This window comes from Pseudomonas sp. LH21 (genome assembly GCF_036549575.1).
In the GTDB taxonomy this organism is placed as follows: Bacteria; Pseudomonadota; Gammaproteobacteria; order Pseudomonadales; family Pseudomonadaceae; genus Aquipseudomonas; species Aquipseudomonas peradeniyensis.
Map to the genome: position 1 here is coordinate 3,567,993 of NZ_CP144367.1, position 25,346 is coordinate 3,593,338.

At 67.5% G+C, this 25,346-nt stretch carries 3 protein-coding genes and 1 pseudogene; all 4 read right to left on the bottom strand.

The annotated features are described in order from the left end of the window. Window positions 1–9,534 (bottom strand): annotated as a pseudogene (locus VUG52_RS16095) (amino acid adenylation domain-containing protein); the annotation flags it as partial. 153 nt (window positions 9,535–9,687) lie between these two features. Further along, a complete protein-coding gene (locus VUG52_RS16100; RefSeq protein ID WP_331831757.1) occupies window positions 9,688–20,640 on the bottom strand; it encodes an amino acid adenylation domain-containing protein in 10,953 nt (3,650 codons plus the stop codon). Then, window positions 20,637–24,041, bottom strand: coding sequence for a non-ribosomal peptide synthetase (locus VUG52_RS16105; RefSeq protein ID WP_050706529.1), 3,405 nt, complete (start codon window positions 24,039–24,041; stop codon window positions 20,637–20,639). Before VUG52_RS16105 ends, VUG52_RS16100 begins: the two co-directional genes overlap by 4 nt. Before the next feature lie 186 nt (window positions 24,042–24,227). Beyond that, on the bottom strand, window positions 24,228–25,211 hold the full coding sequence (locus VUG52_RS16110; protein WP_050706530.1) for a TauD/TfdA family dioxygenase: 984 nt from the start codon (window positions 25,209–25,211) through the stop codon (window positions 24,228–24,230). Window positions 25,212–25,346: the final 135 nt, after the last annotated feature.

Below are 25,346 nucleotides of genomic sequence, written 5' to 3' on the forward strand. Positions count from 1 at the left end.
TCAGACGCCCGCCATTTCATTCATCATTCTTTCGATATCGGACAAGCCGTCGTCACTCAACGACAGGCCGGTGGAGGCACAGGCCTGGGCAAAATCATTCAATTGCGGTTTCTCGAATAGCAGGCGCAGCGGGATGTCGATCCCCAGGCCCGAGTTGATCTTGGAAATCAGCTGGGCCGCCAGCAGCGAATGCCCGCCCAGCTCGAAGAAGTCATCCATCAGGCCCACCCGCTCGACCTCCAGCACCTCGGCCCAGAGCGCCGCCAGCTGCTGTTCCAGCTCGCTGACCGGGGCCACGTAGGCCGACTGCGCCTGGCGGGTATCGGGGGCCGGCAGCGCCTTGCGGTCGAGCTTGCCGTTGGGCAGCAGCGGCATGCGCTCGAGCAGCACCAGGTACATCGGCACCATGTAGTCCGGCAGGCTGGCGCCCAGGTGCGCCTTCAGTTCGGCGCGCAGGCCAGCGTCCTCCTCGGGCATCGCGTCGGGCACCAGGTAGGCGGCCAGCTGCTTGCCGCCCGGGCCGTCGATATCGACCACCAGCACTTCGCGCACCGCCGGGTGCTCGCGCAGGCGCGCCTCGATCTCGCCCAGTTCGATGCGAAAGCCCCGGATCTTCACCTGGTGGTCGATACGCCCGGCGTACTCGACCACACCCTGCTCGCGGTAACGCGCCAGGTCGCCGGTGCGATACAGGCGGGCACCCGGCGTGGTGGCGAACGGATCGGGGATGAAACGTTCGGCAGTCAGCCCCGGGCGGTTGTGATAACCGCGAGCGAGCAGCTCGCCACCCACCAGCAGTTCGCCGATGGCCCCCGGCAGGGCCAGGTCGCCGTCGGCATCCACCAGGTGGATCGAGCGGCCGGCCAGGGCCTTGCCGATCGGGATCTGCACCGGCAGGGGCTGCTCGCCAGTGACATAGGCGCTGCAGTCATGGCTCATGACACTGACGGTGGCCTCGGTCGGCCCATAGGTGTTGAGCAGGCGCACATGGCCGAGCCCGGCCTGTTGCCAGGCCAGCACGGCGTCGGCGGCCATGGCTTCGCCGCCCATGTGAATCTGGCGCAGCACACCGTAGTCACGCGGCCCCTTGGCCGCGAAGTCCTTGGCCAGCAGGTGCCAGTAGGCGGTCGGCAGGTCGGCGAAGGTGATGCCTTGGGTCACCACTTCGCGGTAGAAGGTCTCGCTGTCCCACAGCGTCGGGCCGCGCACCACCACGCTGGCGCCGCAGATCAGCGCCGGGTACAGCTGCTCGACGAAGGCGTCGAAGTTGAAGGTGGAGAACTGCAGCACCCGGTCGGCCGCCGACAGCCCGCAGAAGCCCTTGGCGACATGGGCGTGCCGACTCAGGGCCGCGGCGCTGATGCCCACGCCCTTGGGGCGGCCAGTGGAACCGGAGGTGTACATGATGTACGCCAGGTTGTCGGGGTTGCCCAGTTCAGGCAGCGCATGGTTCGGCCAGGCGTCGAGGGGTTCGCTGTCCAGGCACAGGCAGCGTACCTGCGGCGCCACCGCCAGGCCTTGCAGCTGTGCGCTGTGGCCGAGCAGCAGGACGATGCCGCTGTCCTCCATCATGTACGCCAGGCGCTCGTGCGGGTAGTCGGGGTCCAGCGGCACATAGGCGCCGCCGGCCTTGAGCACCGCCAGCAGGCCGACCACCATGTCCAGGCTGCGCGGCAGGGCGATGCCCACGCGCACGTCCGGGCCGATGCCTTCCTGGCGCAGGCGGTGGGCCAGCTGGTTGGCGCGCAGGTCCAGGGCCTGGTAGGTGAGCTGCTGCCCTTCGCAGATCAGCGCCGTGGCCTGCGGCGTGCGCGCGGCCTGGTCGGCGATCAGCTGCTGCACGGTGCGCTGGTCGGGGTAGACCGCCTCGTGTCGGCTCCACTGCCCAAGGATGGTCTGGCGCTGCGCCGCGTCCAGCAGCGGCAGCTCGACAATGCGCTGGGCCGGCTGGGTGCTGACCGCCTGCAACAGGTTGAGCCAGTGCGCGGCCATGCGCTCGATGGTGGCGTGCTCGAACAGGTCGCAGACGTAGGTCAGGGTCGCACCCAGGCCATCCTCGCTTTCGAAGGTGTCCAGGGCCAGGTCCAGGTGTGCCGTTGGATTGCCCCAGCTCAGGCCTTCGATGCTCAAGCCCGGCAACTCGCGGGCCTGATCCGAGCGCTGGGCCTGGTGGTTGAACATCACCTGGAACAGCGGGTTGTGGCTCAGGCTGCGTTCGGGCTGCAAAGCCTCGACCAGTTGCTCGAACGGCAGGTCCTGATGGGCCTGGGCCTGCAACGCGGTGTGCTTGACCTGCTGCAGCAGCTCGCTGAAGGTCGTGTGCAGCTCGAACTGCGCCTTGAGCACCTGGGTGTTGACGAAGAAGCCGATCAGCCCCTCGGTCTCGGCGCGGGTGCGGTTGGCGATCGGTACGCCGACGCGGATGTCGGCCTGCCCGGTCTGGCGGTGCAGCAGGCTCTGGAACGAGGCCAGCAGCAGCATGAACAGCGTCACCCCTTGCTGGCGCGCCTGGGCCTTCAGGGCCTGGACCAGCGGCGCCGGCACCTCGATGGCGAGGCTGCGTCCGGCGTGGCTCTGCACGGTGGGACGCGGGTGATCGGTGGGCAGTTGCAGCACATAGTGCTCGCCGCCCAGCTGGGCCAGCCAGTAATCGAGCTGGCGGGCCTGCTCGCCGGCCGCCATCCACTGGCGCTGCCAGGCGGCATAGTCGGCGTACTGCACGGCCAGGGCCGGCAGCTCGGGCTGGCGGCCCTGGCTCAAGGCCAGGTAGGCGCTCACCACCTCGTCGACCATGATCGGCATCGACCAGCCGTCGGCGACGATATGGTGCAGGGTCAGCACCAGCACATGCTCGTCTTCGGCCAGGCGCAGCAGGCGTACCCGCAGCAGCGGCCCCTGGGTCAGGTCGAACGGACGCTGGATCTCGCGGGCCACGCGCTCGCGGACCGCCTCGGTGGAGGTGTCCTGCAGCGACTCCATGACCAGGGTGAAGGTCGCGGGCGCCTGGATACGCTGTAGTGCCTCGCCCTCCTGTTGCTCGAAGGTGGTACGCAGGCTCTCATGCCGCGTGACCAGCGCCTCGAAGGCCTGGCGCAGCGCCTCCAGGTTGATCCGGCCCTTCAGTTGCAGGGCTGCGGGGATATGGTAGGCGGCGCTTTCCGGCTCCAGCTGCCAGAGGAACCACTGGCGTTGCTGGGCGTAGGACAGCGGCAGCGGTTGGCTGCGGTCCACCGCAGTGAACGCCGGCGCCTGGCTGGCCGAACCCTGGCCTGCGGCCTGGGCGAAGGCCAGCAGGTCGGCGGACTCGAACAGGCTGCGCAGCGGAACTTCCAGGTCCAGGCGCTGGCGGATACGCGAGGTCACCTGGGTGGCCAGCAGCGAGTGGCCGCCGAGTTCGAAGAAGTTGTCGTGCAGGCCGACCTGCTCGACCTTCAGCACTTCGCTCCAGATCGCGGCCAGTTGCTGCTCCAGCTCCGTACGTGGGGCCACGTAGCCCTGTTGCAGCTGACTGGCATCCGGTTTCGGCAGGGCCTTGCGGTCCAGCTTGCCGTTAGCGGTGAGCGGCCATTGTTCCAGCACCAGGAAGTGCGTGGGGACCATGTAGTCCGGCAGGTTGGCTTTCAGGTGTTGTTTCAGCGTGTCACGCAGCGTTGCGTGATCGGCGTTAGTGTCCTGTGCGATCAGGTAAGCGGCCAGTTGCTTGCCCCCTGCCCCGTCGATATCCAGCACCAGCACTTCGCGCACCGACGCATGCTCTTGCAGGCGTGCCTCGATCTCACCCAGTTCGATACGGAAGCCACGGATCTTCACCTGATGGTCGATCCGGCCCACGTACTCGATCACGTCCTGACCGCGATAACGCGCCAGGTCGCCAGTGCGGTACAGGCGCCCACCTTCGCTGGAAAACGGGTCCGGCACGAAGCGTTCGGCAGTCAGCGAAGCACGGTTGTGATAACCACGCGCCAGACCGGCATGGCCGACGTGCAGCTCGCCAGTGCAGCCCTTGGCCACCGGATTGAAATCGGCATCCAGCACGTACATCGACAGGTCCGGGATCGCCGCACCAATCGGGCTGCCCGGCTGTTGCGTATCGGCGAAGCGAATCGGCCGGTAGGTCACGTGGACCGTGGTCTCGGTGATGCCGTACATGTTGATCAGGTTGTCGCAATCTTCGCCGAAGCGCTCGAACCATGGTTGCAGCGCGGCCACATCCAAGGCTTCGCCGCCGAAGATCACGTAGCGCAGTGCCAGATCATCAGCGCTGTCACAGGCCACCCGCATCAGCGGCTTGAACGCCGACGGTGTCTGGTTCAGCACGGTGACACCCTGCTCCACCAGCAGCTGGTGGAAGTCTTCCGGCGAACGCGTGGTTTCACGCGGCACGATCACCAGACGACCACCGTGCAGCAGCGCACCGAAGATCTCCCATACCGAGAAGTCGAACGCGTACGAATGGAACAGCGTCCACACATCCTGCGGACCGAAGCCGAACCAGGCATCGGTGGCCTTGAACAGGCGCAGCAGGTTGTGGTGCGGCAACAAGGTGCCTTTCGGCTTGCCGGTCGAGCCCGAGGTGTAGATCACGTAGGCCAGGTTATCTGGCTGAGTCAGGTGCTCGGGGTTTTCCTCGCTGTAACCAGCCAGATCATCTTCCAGCTTCAGGCTGCGGACCTGCGCCGGTACAGGCAGATCGGTCAACAGATGACCTTGCGTCAGCAGCAAGGCGATGCCGCTGTCTTCCATCATGTAGCTCAGGCGGTCCTGCGGATACTCCGGATCCAGCGGCACATAGGCGCCCCCGGCCTTGAGGATCGCCAGCAGGCCAACGATCATCTCGAAGCCGCGCTCTACGGCGATGCCCACCAGCACATCCGGCCCCACGCCCTGCTCGCGCAGCTTGTGCGCCAGGCGGTTGGCGCGGCGGTTGAGCTGGTCGTAGCTCAGCGCCTGCCCGGCGAAGGCTACGGCAATCGCCTCAGGCGTACGTGCCACCTGCGCCTCGATCAACACATGAGCGCACTCGGCACTAGGATAACGCTGCACATCCGCTTGCAGCTCGACCAACTCGGCCGCATCGAGCAACGGCAGTTGCGCCACGCGCTGGCCACTGTCCTGGCAGATGCCCTGCAGCAGATTGCGCCAGTACCCGCCCAGACGCTCGGCCGTGGCCGGGTCGAACAGCGCGGTGGCATAGGTCAGGATGGCGCTCAGCCCGGCGCCGTGCTCGACCGTGTTGAGCACCAGGTCGAACTGGGCGGTGCGCTCTTCCCAGTCCAGCCCCTCAATCCGCAGCCCGGGCAACTCCTGGGCCATGCCGGGGTTTTCCGTCTTGTGGTTGAACAGCACCTGGAACAGCGGGCTGTGGCTCATGCTGCGCTCGGGCTGCAGCGCCTCGACCAATTGCTCGAACGGCAGGTCCTGGTGCGCCTGGGCCTGCACGGCGGTCTGCCTGACCTGTTGCAGCAGCTCGGCGAAAGTGGTGCGCAGGTCAAAGCGGGCGTCGAGCACCTGGGTGTTGACGAAGAAGCCGATCAGGCCCTCGGTCTCGGCCCGGTTGCGGTTGGCGACCGGCACGCCGACGCGCACCTGCGCTTGACCGCTGAGGCGGTGCAACAGTGTCTGGAACGAGGCCAGCAGCAGCATGAACAGGGTCACGCCCTGCTGCCGCGCGGTAGCCTTGAGGGCCTCGACCAGCTCGCGCTCCAGACCGATGTCCAGGCGGGCGCCGGCGTGGCTCTGCTGCAAGGGCCGCGGACGGTCGGTCGGCAGCTCCAGCAGCGGTTGCTCGTCACCCAGCTGCCGGCGCCAGTAGTCGAGCTGGCGAGCCTGCTCGCCGGCCTCCATCCACTGGCGCTGCCAGGCGGCGTAGTCGGCGTACTGGAACGCCAGGGCCGGCAGTTGCGGGGCGATGCCCTGGCAATGAGCGGCATACAGGCGCACCACTTCATCGACCATGACCGGCATCGACCAGCCATCGGCGACGATATGGTGCAGGGTCAGCACCAGCACGTGGTCGTCGGCGGCCAGACGCAGCAGGCGGGCGCGCAGCAGCGGGCCTTGCTCCAGGTCGAATGGCTGGGCGGTTTCCTCGACAATACGTGCCTGCAGGGCTTCGGCATTGACCGTTTCGACAGCCAGGTCGAAGTCGCTGGCCGGGTGGATGCGCTGCCAGGCTTGGTCGCCCTCCTGATGGAAGGTGGTGCGCAGGGTTTCATGACGGGCGATCAGCGCGGCGAAGCTGCTGCGCAGAGCCTCGATGTTCAGCTCGCCCTTCAGGCGCAGGGCCGAAGGGATGTTGTAGGCGGCGCTGTCCGGCTCCAGCTGCCAGAGGAACCACTGGCGTTGCTGGGCGTAGGACAGCGGCAGCGGCTGGTTGCGGTCCACGACAGTGAACGCCGGCGCCTGGCTGGCCGAACCCTGGCCTGCGGCCTGGGCGAAGGCCAGCAGGTCGGCGGACTCGAACAGGCTGCGCAGCGGAACTTCCAGGTCCAGGCGCTGGCGGATACGCGAGGTCACCTGGGTGGCCAGCAGCGAGTGACCGCCGAGTTCGAAGAAATTATCGTGCAGACCGACCTGCTCGACCTTCAGCACTTCGCTCCAGATCGCCGCCAGTTGTTGCTCCAGGTCCGTGCGTGGCGCCACGTAGCCTTGTTGCAGTTGGCTGGCATCCGGTTTCGGCAGCGCCTTGCGGTCCAGCTTGCCGTTGGCGGTCAACGGCCACTGCTCCAGCACCAGGAAGTGCGTCGGGACCATGTAGTCCGGCAGGTTGGCTTTCAGGTGCTGTTTCAGCGTGTCGCGCAGGACTGCATGATCGGCGGATGGGTCTTGAGCGATCAGGTAGGCCGCCAGTTGCTTGCCCCCTGCCCCGTCGATATCCAGCACCAGCACTTCGCGCACCGATGCATGCTCTTGCAGGCGTGCCTCGATCTCACCCAGTTCGATACGGAAGCCACGGATCTTCACCTGATGGTCGATCCGGCCCACGTATTCGATCACCTCCTGGCCGCGATAACGCGCCAGGTCGCCAGTACGGTACAGGCGCCCGCCTTCGCTGGAGAACGGATCCGGCACGAAGCGTTCGGCGGTCAGCGAGGCACGGTTGTGGTAACCGCGTGCCAGACCGGCGTGGCCGACATGCAGTTCACCCGTGCAACCCTTGGCCACCGGATTGAAATCGGCATCCAGCACGTACATCGACAGGTCCGGGATCGCCGCACCGATCGGGCTGCTCGGCTGTTGCGTATCGGCAAAGCGGATCGGCCGGTAGGTCACGTGAACCGTGGTCTCGGTGATGCCGTACATGTTGATGAGGTTGTCGCAATCTTCGCCGAAGCGCTCGAACCACGGTTGCAGCGCGGCCACATCCAGGGCTTCACCGCCGAAAATCACGTAGCGCAGCGAAAGGTCAGATGCACTGTCACAGGCCACTCGCATCAGCGGTTTGAACGCCGATGGGGTCTGGTTCAGTACGGTCACGCCCTGCTCCACCAGCAGCTGGTGGAAGTCTTCCGGCGAACGGGTGGTTTCACGCGGCACGATCACCAGGCGACCGCCGTGCAGCAGCGCACCGAAGATCTCCCAGACCGAGAAGTCAAACGCGTACGAGTGGAACAGCGTCCACACATCCTGCGGGCCGAAGCCGAACCAGGCATCGGTGGCCTTGAACAGGCGCAGCAGGTTGTGGTGCGGCAGCAGCGTACCTTTCGGCTTGCCAGTCGAACCCGAGGTGTAGATCACATAGGCCAGGTTGTCCGGCTGAGTCAGGTGCGCGGGGTTTTCCTCGCTGTAGCCGGCCAGGTCGTCTTCCAGCTTCAGGCTGCGAACCTGCGCCGGCACGGGTAGATCGCCCAGCAGATGCCCCTGAGTCAGCAGCAGTTGAATGCCGCTGTCTTCCATCATGTAGCTCAGGCGGTCCTGCGGGTACTCCGGATCCAGTGGCACATAGGCGCCACCCGCCTTGAGGATCGCCAGCAGGCCAACGATCATCTCGAAGCCGCGCTCCACCACAATACCGACCAGCACATCCGGCCCCACGCCCTGCTCGCGCAGTTTGTGCGCCAGGCGGTTGGCACGGCGGTTGAGCTGGTCGTAGCTCAGCGCTTGCCCGGCAAAAGTCACGGCGACCGCCTCAGGCGTACGCGCCGCCTGCGCTTCGATCAACTCCTGGGCACAAGCCGTGCTTGGATAGCGCTGCACATCGACTTTCCACTCGCCCTGCTCTGCCACATCGAGCAACGGCAACTGCGCCACACGCTGCGCGTGGTCCTGGCAGATGCCCTGCAACAGGTTGCGCCAATGCCGGCCGATGCGCTCGACCGTGGCCGGGTCGAACAGCGAGGTGGCGTAGGTCAGTGCCGCGATCAGCCCGCCGTCATGCTCGGCGGTATTGAGGATCAGGTCGAACTGGGTGGTCTGCCCTTCCCAGCTCAAGCCCTCGACCTGCAGCTCGCCCAGCTGACGGGCCATGCCCGGGCTTTCGGCCTGGTGGTTGAACAGCACCTGGAACAACGGGTTGTGGCTCATGCTGCGCTCAGGCTGCAGCGCCTCGACCAGTTGCTCGAACGGCAGGTCCTGGTGCGCCTGGGCCTGCAGCGCGGCCTCGCGGACCTGCTGCAGCAACGCGGTGAAGGTGGTCTGCGGCGCGAACTCGGCCTTGAGCACCTGGGTATTGACGAAGAAACCGATCAGCCCCTGCGTTTCGGCCCGGGCACGGTTGGCCACCGGCACGCCGACACGGATATCGGCCTGACCGCTGTAGCGGTGCAACAGCGTCTGGAACGACGCCAGCAACAGCATGAACAGGGTCACCCCCTGCTGGCGCGCCAAGGCCTTGAGCGCCTGGGCCAGGGAGGCATCGATGTCGATGGCCAGGCGCGCGCCGTGGAAGTTCTGCACCGACGGCCGCGGACGGTCGACAGGCAGTTCCAGCAACGGCTGCTCGCCGGCCAGCTGCTGGCGCCAGTAGCCGAGCTGGCGCTCCTGCTCGCCCGCTTCCATCCAGTCGCGCTGCCACAACGCGTAGTCGGCGTACTGGATCGGCAGCTCGGCCAGGGTCACCGGCGAGCCCTGGCGCAAGCCTTGGTAAAGACGGATCAGCTCGTCCACCAGGATCGGCGTGGACCAGCCATCGGAGACGATATGGTGCACAGTGAGGATCAGCACATGCTCATCAGGCCCCAGCACCAGCAGCCTGACCCGCAGCAGCGGGCCCTGTTGCAGGTCGAAGGGTTGCTGCACCTCGGCTTCCACCCGCGCGCGGATGGCCGCTTCCAGATTCGCCGGATCGGCAACCGCGAACGGCTCCACCGTCAATGCCAACGGCATCGGCGGATGGACGATCTGCACCGCGCCGTCACCCTCCTGGCGGAAGGTGGTGCGCAGGGTCTCGTGGCGCGCCACCAGGCTGTCGAAGCTGCGCTGCAACGCCTCGATATCCAGCGCGCCCTTGAGTCGCAGCGCCGCCGGAATGTTGTAGGCGGCGCTGTGCGGATCGAGCTGCCAGAGGAACCACTGGCGCTGCTGTGCGTATGAAAGCGCTGCCCCGTCCGCAGATTCCCTTCTGAAGATCGGGGTGACCCCGTAGAGGTTGACACCCTGGCGCTTGAGCAAGGCTGCCAATGCCTTGCGCTCCCTGGTGGACAGCGACTTTACGGAGTCGAGCAGCTCTTGCACTTTGAATGTCTCCCGCTAAGCGATCAGATTATCTATTTCCTGTGCAGTAAGACGTTTCAAGGCCTCCAGGGATTTAGTCAGTTCGTCATGGGCATTGGCGACCTGCCCCGACTTGCGCTCGACCACCTGGCTGAAATCGGCCAGGGTGGCCTGCTCGAACAGCTCGTTCAGGCTCAGGTCGACGCCCAGTTGCTCGCGCACCCGACCGATCACCTGGACAATCAGCAGCGAGTGCCCACCCAGGTCGAAGAAGTTGTCCTGTAGGCCCACCCGCTCGACGTGCAGCACCTCGGCCCAGATCGCCGCCAGCTTGCGCTCCAGCTCCGTGACCGGCGCCACATGGGCCGGCTGCAGCTGGCTGGCATCCGGCAGCGGCAGGGCCTTGCGGTCCAGCTTGCCGTTGGGGGTCTGCGGCATGCGCGCCAGGCCCACCAGGTGACTCGGCACCATGTAGTCCGGCAGCCCGGCCTTCAGGTGCGCGCGCAGCTCGCCGCGCAGCGCTTCCACGCCTTGCTGCGCGTCGTGCAGCACCAGGTAGGCGGCCAGCTGCTTGCCGGCCGGGCCGTCGATATCGATCACCGCGGCCTCGCGGATCGCCGGGTGTAGCAGCAGGCGCTCCTCGATTTCGCCCAGCTCGATACGGAAGCCTCGGATCTTCACCTGATGGTCCAGGCGCCCGACATACTCGATCACACCGTCGTCGCGGTAGCGGGTCAGGTCGCCGGTGCGGTACAGGCGCGCGCCCGGCTCGCTGGCGAACGGATCCGGCACGAAGCGCTCGGCGGTGAGGCCCGGACGGTTGTGGTAGCCCCGCGCCAGGCCATCGCCGCCGATCAGCAGCTCACCGCGCGCGCCTTGCGGCAACAGGTCCAGCTCGGCACCGAGCACATGCAGGCGGGTGTTGGCCAGCGGACGGCCCAGCCACACGTCATCGCTGGCGGTCAGGTAGTGGCAGGCCGACCAGATGGTGGTCTCGGTCGGGCCATAGACGTTCCACACATGCCCGGCCTGGGCGATCAGGCGCTGGGCCAGCTCGGCGCTCAGCGCCTCGCCGCCGCACAGCACCTTCTTGCCGACGAAGGCCCCGGGCGTGGCGGCATCCAGCAGCATGCGCCAGGTCGATGGCGTGGCCTGGACGACACTGACCGCCTGGGCCTGGATCACCGCCAGCAAGGCCTGCGGGTCCTTGTTCACCTGCTCGCCCAGCAGCACTACGCTAGCGCCGCACAGCAACGGCAGGTACAGCTCAAGGCCGGCGATATCGAACGACAGCGAGGTCAGCGACAGCACCTTGTCCGAAGCGTCGATGCCCGGCTGGCGGGCCATGCTGCACAGGAAGTTGACCAGCGCGTCGTGGCGGATGGTCACGCCCTTGGGCTTGCCGGTGGAGCCGGAGGTGTAGATCACGTAGGCGAGGTTTTCCGGCAGTGCCAGCTGGCGCGGGTTGTCGTCGCCATGCTCGGCCGGCAGCGGCTGGTCCAGGCACAGGCTGTGCACCTGCGGCGGAATCGGCAGGCGCTGCAGCAGGCCGGACTGGGTCAGCAGCAGCGCGATGCCGCTGTCCTCCATCATGTAGGCCAGGCGGTCCTCGGGGAACTGCGGGTCCAGCGGCACATAGGCGCCGCCGGCCTTGAGCACCGCCAGCAGGCCGACCAGCATGTCCAGGCTGCGCTCCACGGCGATCCCCACCAGCACATCGGGGCCGACGCCCAGGCTGCGCAGGTGATGGGCCAGTGCGTTGGCGCGACGGTTCAGTTGCTCATAGCTCAGCGACCGCTCGCCCAGCACTGCGGCGATGGCCTGCGGCCTGCGCGCGGCCTGCGCCTCGATCAACTGCTGGACGGTCTGCCCGCGTGGGTAGTCGGCGACGCTGTCATTCCAGGCATGCAGGGTGCGCTCGCGCTCCTCGCGGCTCAGCAGCGGCAAATCGGCAACCCGCTGAGCCGCGTCCTGGCAGATGCCCTGCAACAGGTTGCGCCAGTGCTCGGCCATGCGCGCCACGCTGGCAGCCTCGAACAGGCTGGTGGCGTAGGTCAGGGTCGCGCTCAGGCCACCTTCATGCTCGGCGGTGTCCAGGGCCAGGTCGAACTGCGCGGTCTGCTTGTCCGAGACCAGCCCCTGCAAGCTGAGGCCCGTCAGCTCGCGGGACTCGCCCAGCACCTGGGTCTGGTGGTTGAACATCACCTGGAACAGCGGGCTGTGGCTCAGGCTGCGCTCCGGCTGCAGGGCCTCGACCAGTTGCTCGAAGGGCAGCTCCTGGTGCGCCTGGGCGCCCAGGGCGGTGTGCTTGACCTGTTGCAGCAGTTCGTCGAAGCGCAGTTGCGGCTGGAAGCGGGCATCCAGTACCTGGGTGTTGACGAAGAAGCCGATCAGCCCTTCGGTCTCGGCCCGGGTGCGGTTGGCCACCGGCACGCCGACGCGAATGTCCGCCTGTCCGGAATGGCGATGCAGCAAGGCCTGGAACGAAGCCAGCAGGAGCATGAACAGGGTCACGTCCTGTTGCCCGGCCAGCGCCTTGAGCTGGGCGACCAGGCCCGGCTCCAGGCTCACTTGAAGGCGGGCACCGTCGTATTGCTGCACGGCCGGACGCGGACGGTCAGTGGCCAGTTCGAGGATCGGCTGAGTGCTGCCCAGGCGCGCTTTCCAGTAGTCCAGCTGGCGCTGTTGCTCGCCGGCCTCCATCCACTGGCGCTGCCAGGCGGCGTAGTCGGCGTACTGGAACGCCAGGGCCGGCAGCTGCGGGGCCTTACCCTGCAGATGGCTTTCATAGCCGCGCACCAGTTCGTCGACCATGATCGGCATCGACCAGCCGTCGGCGACGATATGGTGCAGGGTCAGCACCAGCACGTGGTCGGCGGCGGCCAGGCGCAGCAGGCGGGCGCGCAGCAGCGGGCCGTGCTCGAGGTTGAACGGCTCGCGCACCTGGGCCTCGACCCAGGCCTGCAGCGCCGGTTCATCCAGGGCAGCGGACACGACCTGCAGCGGTACTTCGAGCGTCGGGTGCACCACCTGTTCGGCACTGTCGCCCTGCTGCCTGAAGGTGGTGCGCAGGGTTTCGTGACGGGCGATCAGCGCGGCGAAGCTGCTGCGCAGTGCCTCGATATTCAGCTCGCCCTTCAGACGCAGGGCCGAAGGGATGTTGTAGGCGGCACTTTCAGGCTCCAGCTGCCAGAGGAACCACTGGCGTTGCTGGGCGTAGGACAGCGGCAGCGGCTGGTTGCGGTCCACGATGGTGAACGCCGGTGCCTGGCTGGCCGAGCCTTGGCCTGCGGCCTGGGCGAAGGCCAGCAGGTCAGCGGACTCGAACAGGCTGCGCAGCGGGACTTCCAGGTCCAGGCGCTGGCGGATGCGCGAGGTCACCTGGGTGGCCAGCAGCGAATGACCGCCGAGTTCGAAGAAGTTGTCGTGCAGGCCAACCTGCTCGACTTTCAGCACTTCGCTCCAGATCGCGGCCAGCTGTTGTTCCAGCGCCGTACGCGGGGCCACGTAGCCCTGTTGCAGCTGGCTGGCATCCGGTTTCGGCAGGGCCTTGCGGTCCAGCTTTCCGTTGGCGGTCAGCGGCCACTGCTCCAGCACCAGGAAATGCGTCGGGACCATGTAGTCCGGCAGGTTGGCTTTCAGGTGTTGTTTCAGCGTGTCGCGCAGCGCTGCGTGGTCTGCATGTTCGTCTTGAGCGATCAGGTAAGCGGCCAGTTGCTTGCCCCCTGCCCCGTCGATATCCAGCACCAGCACTTCGCGCACCGACGCATGCTCTTGCAGGCGTGCCTCGATCTCGCCCAGTTCGATACGGAAGCCACGGATCTTCACCTGATGGTCGACCCGGCCCACGTATTCGATCACCTCCTGGCCGCGATAACGGGCCAGGTCGCCGGTGCGGTACAGGCGCCCGCCTTCGCTGGAGAACGGGTCCGGTACGAAACGTTCTGCAGTCAGCGAGGCACGGTTGTGGTAACCGCGTGCCAGGCCGGCGTGGCCGACGTGCAGTTCACCCGTGCAGCCCTTGGCCACCGGATTGAAGTCGGCATCCAGCACGTACATCGACAGGTCCGGGATCGCCGCACCGATCGGGCTGCCCGACTGCTGCGTATCGGCAAAGCGGATCGGCCGATAGGTCACGTGGACCGTGGTCTCGGTGATGCCGTACATGTTGATCAGGTTGTCGCAGTCTTTACCGAAGCGCTCGAACCACGGTTGTAGCGCGGCCACATCCAGGGCTTCGCCGCCGAAGATCACATAGCGCAGCGACAGGTCGGACGCACTGTCACAGGCCACTCGCATCAGCGGCTTGAACGCCGACGGGGTCTGGTTGAGCACGGTCACGCCCTGCTCCGCCAGCAGCTGGTGGAAGTCTTCAGGCGAACGGGTGGTTTCACGCGGCACGATCACAAGGCGACCGCCGTGCAGCAGCGCGCCGAAGATCTCCCACACCGAGAAGTCGAAGGCGTACGAGTGGAACAACGTCCATACATCCTGCTGGCCAAAGCCGAACCAGGCATCGGTGGCCTTGAACAGGCGCAGCAGGTTGTGGTGCGGCAGCAAGGTGCCTTTCGGCTTGCCGGTCGAGCCCGAGGTGTAGATCACATAGGCCAGGTTGTCCGGCTGAGTCAGGTGCTCGGGGTTTTCGTCGCTGTAACCGGCCAGATCGTCTTCCAGCTTCAGGCTGCGAACCTGCGCCGGTACGGGCAAATCGGCCAGCAGGTGGCCTTGCGTCAGCAGCAGTTGAATGCCGCTGTCTTCCATCATGTAGCTCAGGCGGTCCTGCGGATATTCCGGATCCAGCGGCACATAGGCGCCACCCGCTTTGAGGATCGCCAGCAGCCCGACGATCATCTCGAACCCGCGCTCTACGGCGATGCCCACCAGCACATCCGGCCCCACGCCCTGCTCGCGCAGCTTGTGCGCCAGGCGGTTGGCACGGCGGTTGAGCTGGTCGTAGCTCAGCGACTGCCCGGCGAAGGTCACAGCGATCGCCTCAGGCGTACGCGCGGCCTGCTCTTCGATCAGTTCCTGGGCACACGCCGTGGTCGGATAGCTGGCCACCACCTGCTGGTCTTCCACCGGCAGGCTAAGCGCACCCAGTGCACGCTGACCGTCAGCCGCCAACTGCGCAAGCAGGTGCTGGAAGTGCCCCGCCAACTGGTCGATGGCCTGCTCGCTGAAACACTGGCGATCGAAACTGAAGCTCGCCTCCAGCCGCTCACCCACTTGCACCACCAGGGTCAGCGGGTAGTTGGTCTGCTCCTGGTTGAGCACCTCGCCGAACTGCAGCCCCTGCGGCGCGCCCTGTTGCAGCGCCTCGGCGACCGGGTAGTTCTCGAACACCAGAATGTTGTCGAACAGCGCCTCGCCGCTCCAGCCGGCCCAGCGCTGGATCTCGTACAGCGGCGTGTGCTCATGCTCTCGCAAGGCCAGGTTCAGCGCCTGGACCTGCTGCACCCAGTCGCCCACGGTCTGTTCCGGGCGCGGGCTGGCGACCACCGGCAAGGTGTTGATGAACAACCCCAGCTGCTCCTCGACGCCCGGCAATTCGGCCGGACGACCGGCCACGGTGGCACCGAAGGTCACGCTGGCCTGGCCGGTGTAACGCTGCAACAGCAGCAGCCAGGCGGCCTGGACCAGGGTGTTGAGGGTGACGCGCTGGTCCCGGGCGAAGTCCGCCAACTGCCGGGTCTGCTGCGCCTCGAAGCGCAGCGCCAGGGCGCCATGGCCCTGCCCCTGGACCGAGGACTTGAACGCCTGGACCAGACGGGTCGGCTCTTGCAGCTCGGCCACCTGCCCGCGCCAGAAGGTTTCGCTGGCCTGCTGGTCCTGGCCTTGCAGCCACTGGATATAGTCACGGTAACGGCTGGTCTTGCCGCCCGGCGTCACGCCGCTATAGCGCTGCAGCACCTCGCCCAGCAGGCGCGAGCTGCTCCAGCCGTCCATCAGAATGTGATGGCTGGTGTAGATCAGATGATGACTGTCATCACCCGTGCGGATCAGCGTCAGACGCAGCAGCGGGCCGCTGGCCAGGTCGAAACCGGCCTGGCGCTCGGCCTGGGCCACGGCATCCGGGTCCTGCACCTGGTCAAGCTCGACGAAAGGCACCTGTACCTGACGGCGCACCACCTGCACCGGTGCCGGCAGATCCTGCGGGAAGCAGCTGCGCAGCACTTCGTGGTTGTCCACCACCGCCTGCCAGGCCGCACGGAAGCGCGCCAGGTCCAGCCCGCGCACATCCACGCGCAGCTGGTTGATGTAGTTGCCCGCCGCCTGCTCGTAGAGGCTGTGGAACAGCATGCCCTGCTGCATCGGCGACAGCGGGTAGAGGTCCTCGATCTCCCCGGCTGCCAGCGGCAGGCCATCCAGTTGCGCCTGGGTCAGCTCGGTCAGCGGGAAGTCCGATGGCGTGACGCCCTGATGCGGCGCCTGGGCGCAGTGCTCGACCAGCTCGGCCAGCACCTGCTCGTAGCGGCGCGCCAGAGCCTCGATGGTCTCGGGACGGAACACCTCGCGGCTGAAGCTCCAGTCCAGCTCCAGCTCACCCTGGTAGACCTGCCCGGTGATGCCGAGCCAGTTGCCCAGCGGGCTGTCCAGGTCCTGGGTGGCGCCGCTGCCCTCGCTGGCCGGGGTGAACAGGGCGCCCTCGGCCTCGGCGAAGCTGCCGTCGAACTGCCCCAGGTAGTTGAAGGTCACCCGTGGCTGTGGCAATACCGCCAGGCGCTCACGCAGGTCGGGCTCGCCGAGATAGCGCAGCACGCCGTAGCCGATGCCTTTGTTCGGCACCGCCCGCAGTTGCTCCTTGATCGCGCACAGACCCGCGCCCAGCCCATGAGCCGGCGTCAGACGCACCGGGAACAGGCTGCTGAACCAACCCAGGGTGCGGCTGAGGTCCAGCTCCGGGAACAGGTCCTCGCGGCCATGGCCTTCGAGCTGGATCAGCACCGATTCCTCTTCGGTCCAGTCGCACAGCACCCGCGCCAGGGCCGCCAGCAGCAGGTCGTTGACCTGGGTGCGGTAGGCGGCGGGCGCCACCTGCAGCAGCTTGCGAGTCAGCGCCGGGTCCAGGCGCGACGAGGCATGGGCGACGTGACGGTTGGTCTGGGCGCCCGACGGATTGTCCCGTGGCAACTCATCGCCGGCGGCTGCGAGGCCGTCCAGCCAGTAGTCGGCCTCGGCCAGCAGTTCAGGGCTGCGGGCATAGGCGCCAAGGCGCTCGGCCCAGGCCTTGAGCGAACTGCTCTTGGCCGCCAGCGTCAGCGGTTTGCCCGCGGCCAGGGCCGTGTAGGCCAGTTGCAGATCTTCCAGCAGCACCCGCCAGGACACCCCGTCGACCACCAGGTGGTGGATCACCAGCAGCAAACGCTGCTGGCCTTCGGGCAGGTCGACCAGCAGCGCCCGCAGCAGCGGCCCCTTGGCCAGGTCGAGGCTGCGCTGGGCCTGCTCGGCCAGGGCCGGCAGCTCAGCCACATCGCTCAACGCGCGAACCCAAAGAATGTCCTCGGCCTTGCCGGCCTGGAACTCGGCCTGCCAGGCATCACGCAGGGTGAAGCGCAGGCGCAGGGCGTCGTGCTGGTCGACCAAAGCCTGCAGCGCGCCCGTCAGGCAGTCGGCGCGCAACGCCTGGGTCGGCTTGAGCAGCAGCGTCTGGTTCCAGTGCTGGCGCTCGGGGATGTCGGTTTCGAAGAAGCGCGCCTGGATCGGCAGCAACGCCAGCGTGCCACTGACCTGCTCGACCGCCGCAGCCTTTTTCTCGATGCGCTTGGCCACCGCCGCCAGCTGGCCAATGGTCTGTTTCTCGAACAGTTGCTTGGGGCTCAGCTTGATGCCCTGGCGCTTGGCCCGGGCGATGATCTGCAGGCTGAGGATCGAGTCGCCGCCCAGTTCGAAGAAGTTGTCGGTGCTGCCGACCTGGTCGAGCTTGAGCACCTCGGCCCAGATCGCCGCCAGGGCCTGCTCGATCTCGCCGACCGGCGCGGTGTACTGGCGCCGGGCGACACCCGGTGCCGGCAGGGCGCGCTTGTCGAGCTTGCCGTTGGCGGTCAGCGGCAGGCGCTCCAGGACCAGGATCTGTGCCGGCACCATGTAGTCCGGCAGGCGGTCCTGCAGTTGCTGGCGCAAGGCTTCACCCTGCAGACCCGGCCCCACGCACCAGCCCACCAGTTGCAGGCGGCTCTCGTCACCGTCCACCGGCTGGGCCAGGACCACCGCTTCGGCGACCCCGTCCAGCCCCAGCAGCACCCGCGCCACTTCGGCTGGTTCGACACGATAACCGCGCACCTTGACTTGGTCGTCGGCGCGACCGATGAACTCTACCTGGCCCGCGCGGTTGCGTCGCACGCGGTCGCCGCTGCGGTACAGGCGCTGGCCCGGCCTTGTCGGGTCCGGCACGAAGCGTTCGGCGGTCAGGCCCGGTTGACCGAGGTAACCCTGAGCGACGCTGGCACCGCCGATATACAGCTCGCCCGCGACCTGGTCGGCCACCGGATTGAGCACATCGTCGAGCAGCAGCACATGGGCGCCCGGCAGGGCCGTGCCCACCGGCACGGCGCGGGCCTCGGCGGCCAGGGTCGAGACCTCATGGGTCAGCACGCCCACCGTGGTCTCGCTCGGACCATAGTGGTTGATCAGGCGGCAGCCCGGCTTGAGCCGACGCACCTGCTCCACCAGGGCGGGCGTACAGGCCTCGCCACCGACGATCAGCGCCTGCTCGGGCAGCACATCGGCGGGATTGCCGGCCTGCAGCAGCGCCGCGAGGTGCCCGGGGACAATCTTCAGTACGCCAACCCGGTGTTCGGCCATGTAGCGGGCGAAGGCATCCGGGTCGAAGCCCAGCGCCTCGGGCAGCACGTGCAGCAGGTGCCCGCCGCACAGGGCGCCGAACAGCACGGTGTGGCCCAGGTCGGCGGCGATGGTCGAGACCAGCGCCATGCTCGCCTCCGGCGCCGGCGCCAGGCGCTCGAGCAGGCCGGCGACGTAGCTGGCCAGGGCGCCATGGCTGACCAGCACGCCCTTGGGCTGGCCGGTGGAGCCGGAGGTGTGGATCACATAGGCCGGCGATTCGGCCCACAGCGTGATGGCCGGCGCGCTGACCGGCAGGTCTTGCCATTGTTCGGGCACATAACCCACGGTCAGGCGATCGGCGGTGGCCAGGCTGGTCAGTCGCGCATCGCCGGCGGCGCACAACAGCACCTTGGCCTGCGCCGCGTCGAGCATCTGCCGCAGACGCGCTTCAGGCGCCTTGGTATCCAGCGGCATGTACACGGCGCCGGCCTTGAGAATGCCGAGCATGCCGGTCAGCCAGTCCAGCGAACGCTCCATCAGCACCGCTACAGGCTCGCCGCGGGTCACTCCCTGGCGTTGCAGGTGGTGAGCCAGCCGGTTGGCGGCCTGGTCCAGGGCGGCGAAGCTCAGGCTGTGCTCCAGGCTACGGGCGGCGAGCGCCTCGGGCTGCCGACGTACCTGCTCTTGCCATTGCTCCACCACCAGTACCGGCGCCTCGCGCTCCGACTCCTGCCCGACACGCAGCGGCGCGGCCAGGCGGTGCAGCGGCAGTTGCGGCGCATCAAGCAACTGCCCCAGCAGCTCGATGAACGCCGGAATGAACGCCTCCACCGTGGCGCGCTGGTAGAGGTCGCTGGCGAAGGTCATCTCGCCGTGGATCAGCTGGCCGTCGTCGGTGATGTCCAACGCCAGGTCGAAGTGGGTGCCGACCTTGTCCAGCGGGTACTCGGCGACGCTCAGGCCCGGCAGGGCCAGCGAGCGCTGGCGCTGCATGCCGACGTTCTGGTTGAACTTGACCTGGAACAGCGGGTTGTGGCCCAGGTTGCGCTCCGGCACCAGTGCGTCCACCAGTTGCTCGAATGGCAGTTCCTGGTGCGCCTGGGCGCCGAGCACCGCCTCGCGCACCTGGGCCAGCAGGTCGTCGAAGCTCAGGCGCTCGTCCACCTGGCAGCGTAGCACCTGGGTGTTGACGAAGAAGCCGATCAGCCCCTCGACCTCGGCGCGGCCACGGTTGGCGTTGGGCACGCCGATGCGGATATCGCGCTGCCCGGCCTGGCGCGAGAGGAACAGCGAGAAGCCCGCCAGCACCAGCATGAACAGGGTCATGCCCTGGGCGCGGGCGTAGCCGCCCAGGCGTCGGGACAGCTCGGCGCCGAAGTCGAAGCTCAGGGTCTGGCCGTCGAAGCTCTGGGTCAGCGGGCGGGCAAAATCAGCGGCCACCTCCAGCAGCGGCTGCTCCTGGCCCAGTTGCTGGCGCCAGTAGTCGAGCTGGCGTTCGCCCTCCCCGGCCTCCAGCCAGCTGCGCTGCCAGATCGCATAGTCGGCGTACTGCACCTCCAGCGCCGGCAACTGCGGCGCCTGGCCCTGGCTGAAGGCCTGGTAGCTGTGCACGAACTCCTTGACCATCACGTCCATCGACCAGCCATCGGAGACGATGTGGTGCATGCTCACCAGCAGCACGTAGTCTTCGGCCGCCAGCCGGTACAGGCTGGCGCGCAGCAGCGGCCCGTGCAGCAGGTCAAAGGGTTGGTGGCTGGCCTCGCGCACCTGCGCGGCCAGCTCGGCCTCGCGCCGCTCGCTGGCGACAGCGGTGAGATCGACCTGTTCCAACGGCACGGCCTGGGTCTCGAGGATCACCTGGCGCGGCTGTTCGCCATCGACCTGGAACACCGTGCGCAGCGCCTCGTGGCGCGCCACCAGGTGCTCGAACGAACGCTGCAGGGCCGCCACGTCGAGCCGGCCGCTCAGGCGCAGGCCGGCCGCCATGTTGTAGGCCGCGCTGTGCGGCTCCAGCTGCCAGAGGAACAGCAGGCGCTGCTGGGCGAAGGACAGGGGGATGCTGACGAAGTCGTGACGCGACTCGACCACCGGCAACAGGCTGAAGTCCTTGCCGTCCTCGCGCAGCTTGGCGAGGAACTGCCGGCGCTGCTCCAGGGGCAGGCTGACGAACCGTTTCGCAATGCGTACCGCCATGTTGCCACTCATGCCTCAACCCCTTCCAACGAACTCATGAACGCATCCATATCCGACCAGTCGTCATCCTTATCGCCGCCCTCCAGGCGGCCCAGCTCGGCGGCCAGGTCGCCCAGCGCCGGGTGTTCGAACAGGCTGCGCAACGGCAGCACCAGGCCCAGCTGGTCCTTGATCCGCGCCAGCACCTGGGCGGCCAGCAACGAATGCCCGCCCAGCTCGAAGAAGTGATCGTCCAGGCCGACCTTGGCCACGCCCAGCACCTGCATCCAGATCTGCGCCAGCTGCTGCTCGATGGCGCTCTGCGGCGCCCGATACTCAGCCTGCAACGCGCTGGGGTCCGGTGCCGGCAGGGCCTTGCGGTCCAGCTTGCCGCTGGGCGTCAGGGGCAGGCGCGGCAACAGCAACAGGTGGCCCGGCACCATGTATTCGGGCAGGCGCGCCTTGAGCAGGCTGCGCACCTGCTGGCGGAGCCGCGCCTGTTCAGCGGCATCCTGTTCGGCGGCGTCGGGCACCACGTAGGCGACCAGTTGCAGGCCGCCGGTCATCGGCAAGGCCAGCACCACCGCCTCACGCACGCCCGGGCACTGCTGCAGGCGCGCCTCGATCTCGCCGAGTTCGATGCGGAAGCCCCGCACCTTGACCTGGTGATCAACACGGCCGATGTATTCGATGGCGCCGTCGGCGCCCAGGCGCGCACGGTCGCCGGTGCGGTACAGGCGCTCGCCATGGGCGAATGGATCGGCGACGAAGCGCTGGGCGCTCAGCGCTGGTTGACCGTGGTAGCCGCGGGCCAGGCCCGGGCCGCCGATGTACAGCTCGCCCACGGCGCCCTGCGGCAGCAGTTCGAGGTCATCGTCGAGGATGTACAGCCGGCGCTGCGCCAGGCCCTGACCGATGGGGATGCCGCGCCAGGACACCGCCTCGTGGCCGAGCCCGGTGCAGTCGTGAATGGTCGAGACCACCGTGGCCTCGGTCGGGCCATAGGTGTTGAGCAGCCGTACATGGCCCAGCCCAGCCAGTTGCCACAAGCGCAGGCCGTCCACCGCCATCGCCTCGCCGCCGACATGGATCTGGCGCAGCGCACCGTAGTTGGCCGGTGGACGCGCCGCGAAGTCCTGCACCAGCCAGTACCAGTAGGCGGCCGGCAGGTCGGCCAGGGTCACGCCGTGGCTGATCAGCACCTCGTGCAGGGCGGCGCTGTCCCACAGGCGGGTATCGCGCAGTACCACACAGGCGCCATGGCACAGCGGCGGGAAGAACTGCTCGACGAAACCGTCGAAGCTGCTGGTGGCGAACTGCAGGACGCGGTCGCCTTCGCGCAGGTCGCTGTAGTCGATGGCGCGGGCGATGAACTCACTCAGGGCGCCGTGGCTGATGGCCACGCCCTTGGGCCGGCCGGTGGAGCCGGAGGTGTAGATCACATAAGCCAGGTTGTCGCGCGTGACGGTCAGCGCCAGGTCGCCCGCCGACTCATCGTCCAGCGCCAGCTGGTCCAGGCACAGGCAACGCAGCCCATCCTGCGCTGGCAGGCCGGGCAACTGGGCGGTGGTGGTCAGCAGCCATTGCAGGCCGCTGTCCTCGAAGACATGGCCCAGGCGTTCGGCCGGGGCCTGCAGGTCCAGCGGCACATAGGCGCCGCCGGCCTTGAGCACGGCCAGCAGGGCCACGGCCAGGTCCAGCGAGCGGTCCAGGGCCACGCCCACCAGCACATCGGGGCCGACGCCCTGGCGGCGCAGGTGATGGGCCAGGCGATTGCTGCGGGCGCTGAGTTCGACGTAGCTCATCGACGGCGCCGCGGCGCCGTCGGCCAGGATCAGCGCCAGTGCCTCGCCGCTGCGGGCGGCCTGGGCTTCGAACAGGCGCTGCACCGGCACCAGCGGCGGCACCTCGGCCACCGGGCACAGCAGCGCCTGACGCTCGGCCTCGGCCAGCAGCGGCAATTCGCCCAGGCGCTGACGCGGCGCCTGGCAGACCGCGCGCAGCAGGTTGCGCCAGTGCCCGGCCAGGGCGGCGATGGTGGTTTCGTCGAAGAGGTCGGTGGCATAGGTGAAGGCGGCGAACAACTGCTCGCCCTCCTCCCGGGTGTCGAGCATCAGGTCGCTGGTGGCGGCATGCTGGCGACGGCTGCCGGCCAGCTGCTCGGCGCTCAGGTAGCCCACGCGCAGGCCGCAGTCCAGACGCACATCATTGAGGTCGGTGACCAGCGGCTGGTGGTTGAACATCACCTGGAACAGCGGCGTATGGCTCTGGCTGCGCTGGGGCTGCAGGGCCTCGATCAGCGCGTCGAACGGCAGGTCCTGGTGCGCCTGGGCGCCGACCGAAGCCTGGTGCAGGCTGCGCAGCAGGTCGCTGAACGGTGTCTGCGCGGTGAACTGGCTGCGCAGCACCTGGGTATTGACGAAGAAGCCGACCAGCCCTTCGGTCTCGCTGCGGTTGCGGTTGGCGATCAGGCCGCCGACACGGATGTCGGTCTGGCCGCTGTAGCGGTACAGCAGGGTCTTGAACACGGCCAGCAGCACCGTGGACAGGGTCACGCCGTGCTGCTGGGCCAGTTGCTTCAGGTCCTCGCGCAGGCCCGCGTCGAGCGTCAGCTCCAGGCGCTCGCCGAGGTGGCTGGGCTGGGCCGGGTACGGCCGGTCGGTCGGCAGCTCCAGCAACGGGTGCTCGTCACCCAGCTGCTCGCGCCAGTAGTCCAACTGGCGGTCGCGCTCGCCGGCCTCCAGCCAGCTGCGCTGCCACAGCGCATAGTCGCGGTAGTGCACCTTGAGCTCCGCCAGCTGCGGCTCGCGCCCCGCCACCAGGGCATCGTAGCTGCGCATGAACTCGTCGATCAGGATGTTCATCGACCAGCCGTCGGCGATGATGTGGTGCAGGGTCAGCAGCAGCACGTGCTCCTGGGGCGCCAGGCGCAACAGGGCAATGCCGAACAGCGGCCCGCCCTCGAGATCGAAGGCCTGGGTGGCCTGGGCCGCCATCTGCTGGTGCGCGCGTTCCCAGCGCGTGTTTTCGGACAGGTCGGCCAGGTCGAACAGCTGGATGCTCACCGGCGCAGGCTCCGCCACCCGCTGCAACGCCCGCTCGCCGTCCTGGGCGAAGGTGGTGCGCAGGCATTCGTGACGAGCGACCAGCAGGCTGAACGCCCGCTCCAGGGCCTCGACCTGCAGCTCGCCGTCGAGGCGCACGGCCATCGGCAGGTTGTAGGCGGCGCTGTGGGGCTCCAGCTGCCAGAGGAACCACATGCGCTGCTGGGCGTAGGACAGGCCGTCGCGCTCGCTCAGGCCAACACAGGACGACATGGGCAGCTGCGCGAAATCGATGCCCTCGCGTCGCATCCCTTCGAGGAACAAGCGGCGCTTGTCCAGGGGCAACTCGATGAAACGACGGGAAAGTTTCTGGGCGTCTGCGGCATTCATGTGTGAGGTCCTTGCTGATCGGCGGCGCGACCGGAAGGTCCGGGCGCATCAACAAGAACGAATGGGCGGGGGGATGATTTAGCGGCAGGCGCTCGGCGCGGGAGCGATGGGGCGCTGTGCGCCCCTTTCGCGGCACAAGGCCGCTCCTACAGGAGGTCGCGCCGGCCCGCAGGAACGATCGACAGGTCAGGCCTGATCCAGCGAGTGCCCCTCGGCCATCGCCACGATCACCTTGCGCGGGCCTTCGAACGGCGCGCGGGCATGGGCGGCGAGCATATTGTCGAGCATCATCACGTCGCCCTCCTGCCAGGGGAAGCTGATCTTGCAGTCTTCCAGCACCTGGCGGATCTCTTCGAGCACCTCGTCCTCGATGGGCGAACCGTCGCCGTAGTAGACGTTACGCGGCAGGTCTTCCTCATCGACGATATCCAGCAGACTTTCCCGCACCTCGGGCGGCAGGTTGGAAATATGGAACAGGTGCGCCTGGTTGAACCAGACCATGTCGCCGGTCACCGGGTGCCGAGCCACCGCCTGGCACACCTGACGGGTACGCAGCTCGCCGTCATCTTTCCATTCGCAGGTGATGCCATGATCCTTGCAGTAGGCTTCGACCTCCTGCGGGTCATCGGTATTGAATACATCCTCCCACGACACATCCAGCCCGTTGCCGAAGTTGCGCACGTACATCAGCCCCTTGCTGACGAAACGCTCGCGAATATGCGCCGGCACGCGGCGATAGACCTCGCGGCTGTCGGCGATCGGCGTCTCGCCGCCACTGCGGGCGGCGATCATGCTGTAGAACCAGATCTTCATCGGCCAGTCGCGGGAATAGGCCTGTTCATTGTGCAGCGGAATATGCTGGTGCGCCGGGTACTCGGTGGAGGTGTAGACCCCCTGGGTAACGTTGGTGCGCGGCGTCGAGCCGAACTCGTAGTTGAGCAGGGGGTGACCGAAGCTGGCGGCGAACTGGCGGAACTGCTCGGCGCCCTCCAGGCGGAACCCGCGGAACAGGATGCCGCCGTCGCGCGGCAGGTGCTCATCCACCAGCGCCTTGAGCTCGTCGAACACCTCCAACAGGCTGGTGTCGTCGTCACCCGCCTCCACCAGCAACGGCAAACGTCCCTGCTCCGGCAACAGCGGACGCACTGTAAATCCCACAGCAACACCCATGACGGGCCTCCTGTACACATTCGATAAAGGGACCGGCGACCCATGGGCACGCTCGTGTCCGGTGATAGGAGGACGTTTCGAGGGGCAGGCAAATTAGTCCCCATACAGGAACAAGACCGGCACTGCAGCGCCTGG